General features: G+C 71.5%; 7 protein-coding genes and 1 pseudogene. 7 read left to right on the forward strand and 1 reads right to left on the reverse strand.

Annotation, left to right across the window (positions count from 1 at the left end; all coding sequences use genetic code 11):
• The first annotated feature begins 117 nt into the window (after positions 1 to 117).
• A complete protein-coding gene (locus OG710_RS02505; RefSeq protein ID WP_330237885.1) occupies positions 118 to 1,068 on the forward strand; it encodes a cytochrome c oxidase assembly protein in 951 nt (316 codons plus the stop codon).
• 66 nt (positions 1,069 to 1,134) lie between these two features.
• Positions 1,135 to 1,293: a hypothetical protein gene (locus OG710_RS02510; protein WP_018522815.1), complete on the forward strand. Its 159-nt coding sequence runs from the start codon at positions 1,135 to 1,137 to the stop codon at positions 1,291 to 1,293.
• On the opposite strand, the pseudogene OG710_RS02515 reads toward OG710_RS02510, so the two are convergent.
• Positions 1,294 to 1,593: pseudogene (locus tag OG710_RS02515) on the reverse strand (diadenosine tetraphosphate hydrolase); the annotation flags it as partial. It lies immediately after the preceding gene.
• Between the two features lie 814 nt (positions 1,594 to 2,407).
• Here OG710_RS02515 and OG710_RS02520 point away from each other — a divergent pair.
• The 5 genes from OG710_RS02520 to OG710_RS02540 all read left to right on the forward strand — a co-directional run bounded on the left by OG710_RS02520 (position 2,408) and on the right by OG710_RS02540 (position 12,160).
• Complete coding sequence (locus tag OG710_RS02520; protein WP_330237886.1) at positions 2,408 to 3,949, forward strand: endo-1,4-beta-xylanase; 1,542 nt, start codon at positions 2,408 to 2,410, stop codon at positions 3,947 to 3,949.
• A 184-nt stretch (positions 3,950 to 4,133) separates the two neighbouring features.
• Entirely contained in the window at positions 4,134 to 6,905 is a 2,772-nt protein-coding gene (locus OG710_RS02525; protein ID WP_330242140.1) for a glycoside hydrolase family 48 protein, read from the forward strand.
• Between the two features lie 155 nt (positions 6,906 to 7,060).
• On the forward strand, positions 7,061 to 9,193 hold the full coding sequence (locus OG710_RS02530; RefSeq protein ID WP_330237887.1) for a glycoside hydrolase family 6 protein: 2,133 nt from the start codon (positions 7,061 to 7,063) through the stop codon (positions 9,191 to 9,193).
• A 201-nt stretch (positions 9,194 to 9,394) separates the two neighbouring features.
• Entirely contained in the window at positions 9,395 to 11,002 is a 1,608-nt protein-coding gene (locus OG710_RS02535) for a sigma-70 family RNA polymerase sigma factor (RefSeq protein ID WP_330237888.1), read from the forward strand.
• 105 nt (positions 11,003 to 11,107) lie between these two features.
• The gene (locus OG710_RS02540; protein WP_330237889.1) at positions 11,108 to 12,160 is read left to right on the forward strand and encodes an NAD-dependent epimerase/dehydratase family protein; all 1,053 of its coding nucleotides are present in this window, start codon (positions 11,108 to 11,110) and stop codon (positions 12,158 to 12,160) included.
• The last annotated feature ends 514 nt before the right edge of the window (positions 12,161 to 12,674 follow it).

The following is a 12,674-nucleotide window of genomic DNA, read 5'->3' on the forward strand; positions in this document are numbered from 1 at the left end:
CGACACCCCGTTTCGAGAGCGCCCCCGGCCGCAACCGCGGCCGGGGGCGGTTCTACTCTGGTCGGGACAACCGGCACGAAACAGGGACGTCCCGGCGTTCCCATCGGGAGTGAACAGATGGATCACAGCGGGCACGGCATGAACATGGATCTGCCGCCGTTCACGCTGGGCCGCGGCCTCCAGTTCTCCGCGGACCCGTTCTTCCTGACCGGCTGCGTCCTGGCCGTGCTCCTGTACGGGTACGCGGTGCTGCGGCTGCGCAGACGCGGTGACGCGTGGCCGGTGGGCCGCACGGTCCTGTTCATGATCGGGGTGCTGACCATCGCGCTGGTGATGTGCACCCGGCTGAACGACTACGGCATGGTCATGTTCAGCGTGCACATGGTGCAGCACATGGTGATCAGCATGCTGTCGCCGATCCTGCTGCTGCTGGGCGCGCCCGTGACGCTGGCGCTGCGCGCCCTGCCGGTCGCGCCGCGCGGCAGGAAGGGGCCGCGCGAGCTGCTGCTGATGCTGCTGCACAGCCGGTACATGAAGGTCGTCACGCATCCGGCGTTCACGATCCCGCTGTTCATCGCCAGCCTCTACGGCCTGTACTTCACCCCGCTGTTCGACTTCCTGATGGGTTCGACGGTCGGGCACCTGGCGATGATGGTCCACTTCCTGGCGGTCGGCCTGTTCTTCTTCTGGCCGATCATGGGCATCGATCCGGGCCCGCACCGGCCCGGCTATGTGATGCGGATGCTGGAGCTGTTCGCCGGTATGCCGTTCCACGCCTTCTTCGGGATCGCCCTCATGATGGCGTCCTCGCCGATGGTCGAGGTGTACAAGAATCCTCCGGCGTCGCTCGGCATCGACGCGCTGTCCGACCAGAGCGCGGCGGGCGGCATCGCCTGGGCGTTCAGCGAGATCCCCTCGGTGCTGGTGCTGGTGGCCCTGGTGTTCCAGTGGTACCGCTCCGAGCAGCGGACGGCGAAGCGCTCGGACCGGGCGGCGGAGCGCGACGGGGACCAGGAGCTGCAGGCGTACAACGCGTATCTCGCGTCCTTGCAGGCGCGCGGACAGTAGCGGCGGACCCCTCTTCCGGGTGACGATGGCATCCACGGCCGCGCGGCCGACGAGGAGGGTGCGCGCATGTCCGGATCGACGAAGACGATGGGGATGCTCACCGCCGGTGCCCTGGTGGCGGTGACCGCCTACACGGTGGCGCTGGGGAGCAACGGCTGGCTCTGGTTCGGCTGGGTGCTCCTGGGCCTGATCACGATCGGCATGGCGGCGACACGCGAGACATAACGGGTCGGTGTTGCCGAGGATTTCCAGGTTGACACGCCGGAAGGCGGGGTCGAGCCGCCCGCAGGCACGCTCGACGGCCTCCCCCAGCCTGTCCATGTCCGCCAGGAAGGCCGACCGTCTGCCCCTGGGGAGGTCGGAGAGGCGCTGCGCGGCGGGGTCGTCCGCCAGGAGTACCGCGTACCCCGGCAGGAACTGGACGTCGCCGATCACGGCGAACCCGGCGGCCAGCCGCCGCAGCACCGTCGGGTTCTCGCCCCGGAGCGCGCTGCCGATCCGGTCCTGTCGCCATGTCTTGGTCATGGGCGAGGACTCTACGCCGCCGCGCGCCGGCAACTTCTGACGGCTGGCGGCTGGAGCGCTCCCATTCAGCCGCCCGCGCTCCCCGTGCGCACGGGTGCCGCGACGTCGCGCCGAAGTGAACCGGCGTATACGGCGACCGGGTCGCCGGGCCCCTCGGCGGACGGTCGGCCGTGCTCCGGAGCGGGTTCCGGGAGGCGGTACGGGGCCCGCGCGGGGCCTCCCGCACCGAGGCGCGCGCACTTGACGCGTACACGATCGCGTACGGCGACGGCACATGCGAACGCTCCGTCCGGGGCCGTACGGCCACCGCCTCACACACCACACCCGCCACTCCCCGTAGCCACCGGCACACGGACCACCCGCAGCCCCGCACAGGTCACACCCTGCCGCTTCGCCACCACCCGAGCGGCAGCCGGAGGGCGCACACCCCTCACGCTTCGTGATCACACGTACGCACCCACCCGGCCGCTCCGGCGGCCCCGCGCATGCAATCGCGAACGCTTCGGGCGAAGGCCGCACACCCCGTCGGCACGGTCGCTCCGCACCACCCCGGCCGCTCGTTACCGGGTCGTCAACAACGCTGCGCCACAAGTCCGTTCGACGTATGGCCGCGTTCACACCCCCGTAAGCCAGTTGCGCTTCAACCCTTGACAGGTGCCTGTCGCCACGCCACCTTGGGAGCGCTCCCACAATCAAGACTTGCACACTCCATCCCCTCCCTTCTCCCCCAACGCCGTTCAACAGCAAGGGTGTTACGGGGCGCAGCCGCGCACCCCGTGAGTGCCCCGCCGCACGGCAGAGGAAGGCACTTGTCATGAGCTTGGTGAAGCGTTGCAGACCCCGCCGCACCGGGGCGCTCCCCGTCCTCCTGGCCGGCACCCTCGCCCTTGCCGTCACCGGCCTGGCGGGCGGCCCCGCGTCCGCCGCGCCGGAGGACACCCTCCACGACCTCGCCACCGCCCAGGGCAGGTACTTCGGCTCAGCGACCGACAACCCGGAACTCCCCGACGCCGCCTACGCGGCGAAGCTCGGCTCCGAGTTCGGGCAGATCACGCCGGGCAACTCCATGAAGTGGGACACCGTCGAGCCCGTCCGGGGGCAGTTCGACTTCACCAAGGGCGACGTCGTCACCGACTTCGCCGCGCAGCACGGCCAGACCGTGCGCGGGCACACCCTGGTCTGGCACAGCCAGCTGCCCGGCTGGGTGGGCGCCCTGCCGTCCGCGCAGGTGGAGACGGCCATGACCGACCACATCACCGCGGAGGCCACCCACTACCGCGGCAAGGTCTCGGCCTGGGACGTGGTGAACGAGCCGTTCAACGAGGACGGGACCTTCCGCACCAGCCCGTTCTACAACGCGATGGGCAAGGACTTCATCGCCAAGGCCCTGCGCGCGGCGCACGCCGCCGACCCGGACGCCGAGCTCTACATCAACGACTACAACATCGAGGGCAAGGGCGCGAAGAGCGACGCCATGTACGACCTCGTGAGCGAGCTGCTCGACGAGGGTGTGCCGCTCGACGGGGTCGGGATGCAGGCCCACCTGGCGATCCAGTACGGCTTCCCGTACCAGATGCAGGCGAACATGCAGCGGTTCGCCGACCTCGGGCTCGACGTGGCCGTCACCGAGCTCGATGTACGCATGCAGCTCCCGGCCGACGCCACCAAGCTCGCCACCCAGTCCTCCTACTACGCGCAGGTGGTCGACGCCTGTCTGGCCGTGCGGCGCTGCGTCGGGATCACCGTCTGGGACTACACCGACAAGTACTCCTGGGTGCCGAGCACCTTCCCCGGCGAGGGCGCGGCCAACCTGTACGACGACGACCTGGCGCCGAAGCCCGCCTACGCCGCCGTGCGCACCGCCCTGGGCGACGAGGACGGGGGCGGCGACGACGGCTCCACGCCCGGCACGCTGAAGGTCCAGTACCGCGCCAACGACAACGCTGCGGGCGACAACCAGATCAAGCCCGGTCTCCAACTCGTGAACACCGGCACCGCCCCGGTCGGCCTGCCGGCCGTCACCGTCCGCTACTGGTTCTCCGGCGACAACGGCGCCTCCACGTACGGCAGTTGGTGTGACTGGTCGCCGATCAACTGCTCCACGATCACCCACCGCGTGGTCGCCGCGAGCAACCCGAAGGCCGGCGCGGACCACTACCTGGAGGTCGGCTTCGCGAGCGGCAGCCTCGCCGCGGGTGCCTCGACCGGTGAGATGCAGCTGCGCCTGAGCAAGACGGACTGGTCGAACTTCGACGAGTCGGACGACTACAGCCACGGCACCGGCACCTCGTACGCGGACGCCTCGAAGATCACCGTGTACGTGGACGGCGACCTGGTCTGGGGCATCGAGCCCTGACCCCCCGGGGGCCCCGCTCACCCTTCCCCCACCGGCCCCCGCTCCCCCGCTCCATCCCTCCGCGCCGCATCACCGTCCCCACCGCTTGCCCCTCCCCTCCTCCCCTCCCCCATCGACGACACCCGCCACTGGAGGATTTGTGTCGATATCACGTAGAACGTTCAGCAGCGCCCTCGGCGGCAGCATGCTGGCCCTCGGTCTGGCGCAGGGCACCGCGGTCGCCGGGCCCGCCTCGGCACAGGCCGGCACCGCCACCGGCTCGCGGTCGGCCGCCGCCGCGGGCGACGACCCGTACACCCAGGCCTTCCTCACCCAGTACGGCAAGATCAAGGACGCCGCCAACGGCTACTTCAGCCCCGACGGCCTCCCGTACCACTCGGTCGAGACGCTGATGGTCGAGGCGCCGGACCACGGCCACCAGACCACGTCGGAGGCCGTCAGCTTCTGGATGTGGCTGGAGGCGGCGTACGGCCGGGTGACGGGTGACTGGGCGCCGTTCAACGCGGCCTGGGCGGTGGCGGAGAAGACCATCATCCCGCAGCACGCCGACCAGTCGACCAGCGACTCGTACAACCCCTCGGCGCCGGCGACCTTCGCGGCCGAACACCCGCTGCCGAGCGGCTACCCCTCCGCCATGAACGGCAACGTCCCGGTGGGCAGCGACCCGCTCTCGGCCGAACTCGCCTCGTCCTACGGAACGATGGACGTCTACGGCATGCACTGGCTGATGGACCTGGACAACATCTACGGCTACGGCAACAAGCCGGGCACCGGTGGCCAGTCCGGGCCGGGCGCCGGCGCCTCCTTCATCAACACCTACCAGCGCGGCGCGCAGGAGTCGGTGTGGGAGACCGTGCCGCAGCCGACCACCGACCTCTTCAAGTACGGCGGTCCCAACGGGTATCTCGACCTGTTCGTCGGGGACTCCAGCTACGCCAAGCAGTGGAAGTACACCAACGCGCCGGACGCCGACGCCCGCGCGGTGCAGGCTGCCTACTGGGCGTACCGCTGGGCCTCGGAGCAGGGCAAGGAGAGCCAGGTCGCGGCCTCGGTGGCGAAGGCCGCCAAGATGGGCGACTACCTGCGCTACGCCATGTTCGACAAGTACTTCAAGCGGATCGGCGACTGCACCGACCCGAACTCGTGCCCGGCCGCCTCCGGCCGCGACTCCCAGCACTACCTGCTGTCCTGGTACTACGCCTGGGGCGGGTCCGCCGCGGGCAGCGGCGGCGGCTGGGCCTGGCGCATCGGTGACAGCGCCTCGCACCAGGGCTACCAGAACCCGCTCGCCGCGTGGGCGCTGTCCAACGTGCCCTCGCTCACCCCCAAGTCGGCGACGGCCCGGTCGGACTGGTCCAAGAGCCTGACCCGGCAGCTGGAGTTCCTGACCTGGCTCCAGTCCAGCGAGGGCGCGCTCGCGGGCGGCTGCACCAACAGCTGGGAGGGCAGCTACAGCGCGCCCCCGGCCGGCACGCCCACCTTCTACGGGATGGCGTACGACTGGCAGCCGGTCTACCACGACCCGGCGAGCAACAACTGGTTCGGCTTCCAGGCCTGGGGCATGGAGCGCGTCGCCGCGTACTACTACGTGACCGGCAACGCGGCCGCCGAGGCCGTCCTGTCCAAGTGGGTCGCCTGGGCGTCCAGTGAGACGACCATCGGCGCCGACGGCAGCTTCCGCTTCCCGTCCACGCTGAACTGGACGGGTCAGCCGGACACCTGGAACGCCTCCTCGCCCGGTGACAACGCCGGTCTGCACGTATCGGTGGTGGACTACGCCAACGACGTCGGCGTGGGCGCCGCGTACGTCAAGACGCTCACCTACTACGCCGCCAAGTCGGGTGACGAGGACGCGGCGGCGCTGGCGAAGGCGCTGCTCGACGCGATGGCGCTGAACACCACGGACAAGGGCATCTCGGTGCCGGAGACCCGGCTGGACTACAACCGGTTCGACGACGAGGTGTACATCCCGTCCGGCTGGTCGGGCACCATGCCCAACGGCGACCCGATCCGGCCCGGTTCGACCTTCATCTCCATCCGCAGCTGGTACAAGGACGACCCGGACTGGCCGAAGGTGCAGGCGTACCTGGACGGCGGGGACGCGCCCGTCTTCACGTACCACCGCTTCTGGGCGCAGGCGGCGCTCGCGCTGGCCTTCGCGATCTACGCGGAGCTGCTGGTGGAGGGCGGCGGCGGTGAGCCGGGCGGCGACACCGAGCCGCCGACCGCGCCGGGCGGCCTCACGGTGACCGCGACGACCAAGGACAGCGTGTCGCTCTCCTGGTCGGCGTCCACCGACAACGTCGGCGTGACCGGCTACGACGTGTACCGCAACGGCGTGCTCGCGGGCAACGCCACCGGGCGCACGTTCACCGACTCCGGGCTCGCCGCCGCCACCGAGTACACCTACGCGGTGGCGGCGCGGGACGCGGGCGGCAACACCTCGGCGCTGTCGGACGCGGTCCTCGCCACCACCAAGTCCGGCGGCTCGACCGGCACCGGCGCGGTGAAGGTGCAGTACAAGAACAACGACTCCTCCGCGACCGACAACCAGATCCGGATGGGCCTCCAGGTCGTGAACACCGGCAGCGCGCCGGTCGACCTGTCCACGGTGAAGGTCCGGTACTGGTTCACCGCCGACGGCGGACCGAGCACCTTCGGCACCTACTGCGACTACGCCGCGCTCGGCTCGTCCAACATCTCGCACACGGTGGTCGCCGTCTCCGGTTCGAAGACGGGTGCCGACCGCTGCCTGGAGGTCGGGTTCACCGGCGGCGCGGGCACGCTGGCCGCCGGCGCCTCCACCGGTGAGATCCAGCTGCGCCTCAACAAGAGCGACTGGTCCAACTTCAACGAGGCCGACGACTACAGCCGCTCGACCAACACCTCGTACGCCGACTCCACGAAGGTCGGGGCGTATGTCGCCGGCTCGCTGGCCTGGGGCGTCGAGCCGTAACCGTACCCACCCTCTGACCGGTCCCCCGGCCGGTCACCCCACCACTCCCGATGGCGGGCCCGACACCGACCCCGCAGAGCCCGCCATCGGGCAGCACCCCCTGAAACCGTCCGCGGGAATCCTCCGCGGGCGTACGAGAGGAGCACGGAGCCGCAATGAGTACCAGAGGCACCATCAAGCAAGGGCTACGCCGGAGGCTCGCCGCAGTCTCCGCGATGGCCATGGGCGCCGCCCTGGCGGTGGCCCTCCCCGCCACCGCCGACGCGGCCGTGGCGCGGGTGGACAACCCGTATGTGGGTGCCACCCCGTACGTGAACCCGGACTGGTCCGCCCTCGCGGCGGCCGAGCCGGGCGGTGACGCCATCGCCGACACGCCGTCCTTCGTCTGGATGGACCGTATCGCCGCCATCACCGGCACCGACGGGAAGAGGGGGCTCCGCGACCACCTGGACACGGCTCTCGCCCAGGGCGCCGACCTGTTCCAGGTCGTCATCTACGACCTGCCGGGCCGCGACTGCGCCGCCCTGGCCTCCCACGGCGAGCTCGGCCCCACCGAGCTCGACCGTTACAAGGACGAATACATCGACCCGATCTCCGAGATCCTCGCGGACCCGGCCTACTCCAGCTTGCGCATTGTCGCCATCATCGAGCCCGACTCGCTGCCCAACATCGTGACCAACGCGGGCGGCACGGCCGGTTCGACCGAGGACTGCGCGACGATGAAGGCGAATGGCAACTACGAGAAGGGTGTCGGCTACGCCCTGCACACCCTGGGTGCCATTCCCAACGTCTACAACTACATCGACGCCGCCCACCACGGCTGGCTGGGCTGGGACAGCAACATGGCCCCGGCCGGCCTGGAGTTCAAGAAGGCCGCGACCTCCGAGGGCGCCACCGTCGACGACGTCGCCGGCTTCATTGTGAACACGGCCAACTACTCGGCTCTCAAGGAGCCGAACTTCAAGATCACCGACTCGGTGAACGGCACCACGGTGCGCCAGTCGAAGTGGATCGACTGGAACTACTACACCGACGAGCTGACGTTCGCCCAGGCGCTGCGCACCCAGCTGGTCGGGCAGGGCTTCAACTCCAACATCGGCATGCTGATCGACACCGCCCGCAACGGCTGGGGCGGCGCCGACCGGCCCACCTCCGCGGGCCCGCTGACCAGCGTGGACGCCTACGTGGACGGCGGCCGTGTGGACCGGCGCATCCACGCCGGCAACTGGTGCAACCAGAGCGGTGCCGGCATCGGTGAGCGGCCGACCGCCGCCCCCGAGCCCGGGATCGACGCCTACGTGTGGGCGAAGCCCCCGGGGGAGTCGGACGGCAACAGCGAGCCCGAGGAGAACGACGAGGGCAAGGGCTGGGACCGGATGTGCGACCCGACCTACGAGGGCAACGGGCGCAACGGCAACAGCATGTCCGGCGCGCTGCCCAACGCCCCGGTCGCCGGTCACTGGTTCTCCGCGCAGTTCCAGGAGCTGCTGCGCAACGCCTACCCGCCCATCGACGGCGGTGACGACGGCGGCAACAACGGCGGTGACGACGACACCCAGGCGCCGACCGCGCCGACCGGTCTGACGTCCACGGCGAAGACCAGCTCCAGCGTCTCGCTGTCCTGGACCGCGTCCAGCGACGACACCGCGGTGACCGGCTACGACGTGTACCGGGGCAGCACCAAGGTGGGCACGGCCACCACGACCTCGTACACCGACACGGGTCTGTCGGCCTCGACCGCCTACAGCTACACGGTCAAGGCGCGGGACGCGGCCGGTAACGTCTCGGCGGCCTCCTCGGCCCTGTCCGTCACCACCTCCGAGGGTGGCGGCACCGGGACGGGCGCCCTGAAGGTCCAGTACAAGAACAACGACTCCTCCGCGACCGACAACCAGATCCGGATGGGCCTCCAGCTGGTCAACACCGGCAGCACGGCGGTGGACCTGTCCACGGTCAAGCTGCGCTACTGGTTCACCCCGGAGTCCGGCTCCGCCACCTTCGGCACCTCCTGCGACTGGGCGGTCCTGGGCTGCGGGAAGCTGAGCCTGGCGGTGAAGCAGAACGGTTCGGCGGCCGGTGCCAGCCACTACCTGGAGGTCTCCTTCGGCAGCGGCACCCTCGCGGCCGGCGCCTCCACCGGCGAGATGCAGCTGCGTCTCAACAAGAGCGACTGGTCCAACTTCAACGAGGCGGACGACTACAGCCGCTCGACGGCCACCAGCTACGCGGACTCGTCGAAGATCGGCGCGTACGTGGGCGGTGCGCTCACCTGGGGCACCGCGCCCTGAGCGGTGACCGGATGATCCGGTGACCCCGTCCGGCCCCGCCACCCCGTGGCGGGGCCGGACTTCTTTCCGCACACCGAGCCTTCGCACACCGAGCCTCATCACGCACAAATGAGCGACGGGTTTTTGTTATGGTCACCGGCCGGGCCGCATCTCCCAGGTGTGCGTGAAGCCAGAACAGGACTCCGGAAGAGTGAGCACGGCATGGGCCAGGACCGCGAACGGGCGTTGATCGAAGCGGCGCGGGCCGGGGACCCCGGCGCCAGGGACCAGCTCGTCGCGTCCTGTCTGCCGCTGCTCTACAACGTCGTCGGGCGTGCGCTCAACGGCCACGCGGACGTCGACGACGTGGTGCAGGAGACGGTCCTGCGGATGCTGCGGGCGCTGCCCGGCCTGCGCGATCCGGCGAGCTTCCGCTCCTGGCTGGTGGCCATCGCGATGAACGAGATACGCGGGCACTGGCGGGACCGGCAGTCCGCCGCGGTACCCGTGGAGCCCCTGGCCGGCGGGCAGGACAGGGTCGATCCGGGCGCCGACTTCGTGGACGTGACCATTCTCCGGCTCGGCCTGTCCGGGCAGCGCCGCCAGGTCGCCGAGGCGACCCGCTGGGTGGACGAGGACGACCGGGCGCTGCTGTCGCTGTGGTGGCTGGAGGCGGCCGGCGAGCTGAGCCGGGCCGAGGTGGCCGCCGCGCTGAACCTCTCCCCCGAGCACACGGCGGTCCGGGTGCAGCGGATGAAGGCCCAGCTGGACACCGCGCGGGTGGTGGTGGGCGCGCTCGCCGCACGGCCCCGGTGCGTGCTGCTCGACGACATGCTGGCCGGGTGGGACGGGGCGCCGTCGCCGCTGTGGCGCAAGCGCATCGCCCGGCACGCCCGCGGCTGCACCGTCTGCTCGGGGTTCGGTACGGGTCTGGTGCCGGCCGAGGGGCTGCTGGTGGGCCTGGCGCTGGTGCCCCTCGCGGGCGTGGCCGCCGCCGGCCGGTCGCCACGCCTCACGGAGACCGGCGCCGCCACGCCCCTGGCCGCGTCCGCCCGGCCGGGCCGGGCCGCGCTGCGCCGGACGCAGGCCCGGCGCCGGCGGCGCAACGCCGTGGTCGCGTCGGTCCTGGCGGTGGGCGTGCTGGGCGCCGGGGGCGCGGCCGTGCATCTGTCGACGGGCGACGACGGGGACGAGGAGGTGTCCGTGGCCGCCGCGCCCGAGTCCTCCGCCCCGGCCGCGACCTCGGCGACGGGCAAGGCGTCCGCCACGGCGGCGTCCTCCCCCTCCGCCTCGCCGTCCGCCCGCGCGAGCGCGAGCCCGAGCGCCACGAAGGCGAAGCCCAAGGCGTCACCGAGGAAGTCCGCCCCCGCGAGCAGGCGCCCCTCGGCGACGGCGTCCGCCCCGGCGAACCGGCCGCCGGCCCCGGACCGCTCCTCGCCCGGCCCCGCATCGGAGGCGGAGCAGGTCCTGGCCCTGGTCAACACCGAACGGGCCAGGGAGGGCTGTGGCCCGGTCACCGGCAACGCGCAGCTGACGACCGCCGCGCAGCGGCACTCCGAGGACATGGCCGCGCGGGACTACTTCTCGCACACCTCGCAGGACGGTTCCGGTCCGGGCGACCGGATCACCGACGCCGGCTACCGGTGGAGCACCTACGGAGAGAACATAGCCAAGGGCCAGCGCACACCCGCCGCCGTGATGGACTCCTGGATGAACAGCCCCGGCCACCGCGCGAACATCCTGAACTGCTCGTTCAAGGAACTGGGCGTGGGTGTGGAGGACAGCCCCGGCGGCATCGTGTGGACCCAGGACTTCGGCACGGGCCAGTGACGCGCGGACGGGCCCCCGGGTTCCCGGATCGCCGACGCCGAAAGCGGATTCGCGGGCGGTGAACGCCCCTGGTCCGCCGGTGCGGCCGCGTCTAGCGTGCCTGGCATGACCAACAGGGGACACGCGTGGGTGCTGGGAGCGACGGGGCAGATGGGGCGCGCCGCGGTGCGCGCGCTGGTGGCGGACGGCTGGAAGGTGACGGCGGCCTCGCGCGGCGGGGGCCGCGTCGAGGGGTGGGACGGCGGGGTGCGGACGGTCGCCCTGGACCGTGACGAGGAGGGCGCGCTCGCGGCGGCGCTCGGTCCGGGCTGCGACGTGCTGGTGGACCTGGTGGCGTACGGGAGGCCGCACGCCCGGCAGCTGACCGGCCTCGCGGACCGGATCGGGTCGGCGGTGGTCGTCTCCAGCGGGGCGGTGTACGCGGACGAGCGGGGCCGCAGTTTCGATACGCAGGGCGAGCCGGACGGGGCACCCCGCTATCCGCTGCCGATCCCGGAGTCGCTGAGCACGGTGGAGCCGGGCGACGACACCTATGCGACGCGCAAGATCTGCCTGGAGCGCGATCTGCTCGCGGCCGGTGACACCCTCCCGGTCACGCTGCTGCGGGCGGGCGCGGTGCACGGACCGCACTGCCGCACCCCGCGCGAGCTGTACTTCGTCAAGCGGGCGCTGGACGGCCGGCCCCGGCGGGTGCTGGCGTACGGCGGGGCCTCGCGCTTCCATCCGCTGCACACGTCGAACGCGGCCGAGCTGATCCGGCTGGCCGCCGCCCGGCCCGGCTCGCGCGTGCTGAACGCCGCCGATCCGCAGGCGCCGACGGTCGCGGAGATCGGCGAGGCGGTGGACGCGGTGCTGGGCCGGTCCACGGAGACGGTGCTGGTCGCGGGCGCCCCGCCCGCGGAGGGCGTCGGCGCGACGCCCTGGAGCGCGCCGCACTCCATCGTCTACGACATGTCGGCCGCCGCACGGGAACTCGGCTACCGCCCGGTGACGGACTACGCCGACTCGCTGCCGGAGACCGTCGACTGGCTGGCCTCCCGCCTGTCGGACCGCGCCTGGCAGGACGCGTTCCCGGCGATGCTGCGCACGTACGGCACGGTGCTGTTCGACTACGAGGCGGAGGACGCCTGGCTGGCGGAACACGATCGCAAACCCTGACCGGGCCGGGCGCTGCGGGCGCGGGCGACACGCCCGGTGGGTGCGGTGGGATTTCTCGCTCGACCGGCGTAGGCGTTCCCTCGTGCGAGCGACGGGCCGATTTGCGTTCCGTTGATGCGCGCCGGGCGGTTTCCCTCGCGACAGCGCTGGTACGGGCACGGCCGCGGCAGGGCGCGGGAGCGCGGGGAAGGGGGCCGCCCACCTGAACGGGCGATTCGGTTCGATATTCACATATGGCTGTTTCACCTCGGAAATCGGGCACGAGGTGCGTCAAGATCCCTGGGACGACAAGCCCCCGCCACCGCGGCGGGGCGGTCCGGGCGGACGCCGAGTCCTGCCGCCGTCCGGATGCCTGGTCGACAGGAGTGGATCGGCAGGAGTGGAGGACCCGAGCATCACGGGACCGCCGGAGCACACCGGTTGTCCCTCGGGGTGAAGCCGCCGCGCGCGGCCGGGCAACTTCGCCAGCCCGAACCCGACAGGCCATCCTTCACAGGCGGCTGACGAAGGGTTG

This window comes from Streptomyces sp. NBC_00525, from assembly GCF_036346595.1.
Classification (GTDB): Bacteria; Actinomycetota; Actinomycetes; order Streptomycetales; family Streptomycetaceae; genus Streptomyces.

Bases quoted from the DNA above. Each gene is read 5' to 3' on its own strand.
- OG710_RS02505 (WP_330237885.1), top strand. From the start codon at position 118: ATGGATCACAGCGGGCACGGCATGAACATGGATCTGCCGCCGTTCACG.
- OG710_RS02510 (WP_018522815.1), top strand. From the start codon at position 1,135: ATGTCCGGATCGACGAAGACGATGGGGATGCTCACCGCCGGTGCCCTG.
- OG710_RS02520 (WP_330237886.1), top strand. From the start codon at position 2,408: ATGAGCTTGGTGAAGCGTTGCAGACCCCGCCGCACCGGGGCGCTCCCC.
- OG710_RS02530 (WP_330237887.1), top strand. From the start codon at position 7,061: ATGAGTACCAGAGGCACCATCAAGCAAGGGCTACGCCGGAGGCTCGCC.
- OG710_RS02535 (WP_330237888.1), top strand. From the start codon at position 9,395: ATGGGCCAGGACCGCGAACGGGCGTTGATCGAAGCGGCGCGGGCCGGG.
- OG710_RS02540 (WP_330237889.1), top strand. From the start codon at position 11,108: ATGACCAACAGGGGACACGCGTGGGTGCTGGGAGCGACGGGGCAGATG.
- OG710_RS02525 (WP_330242140.1), top strand. From the start codon at position 4,134: ATGCTGGCCCTCGGTCTGGCGCAGGGCACCGCGGTCGCCGGGCCCGCC.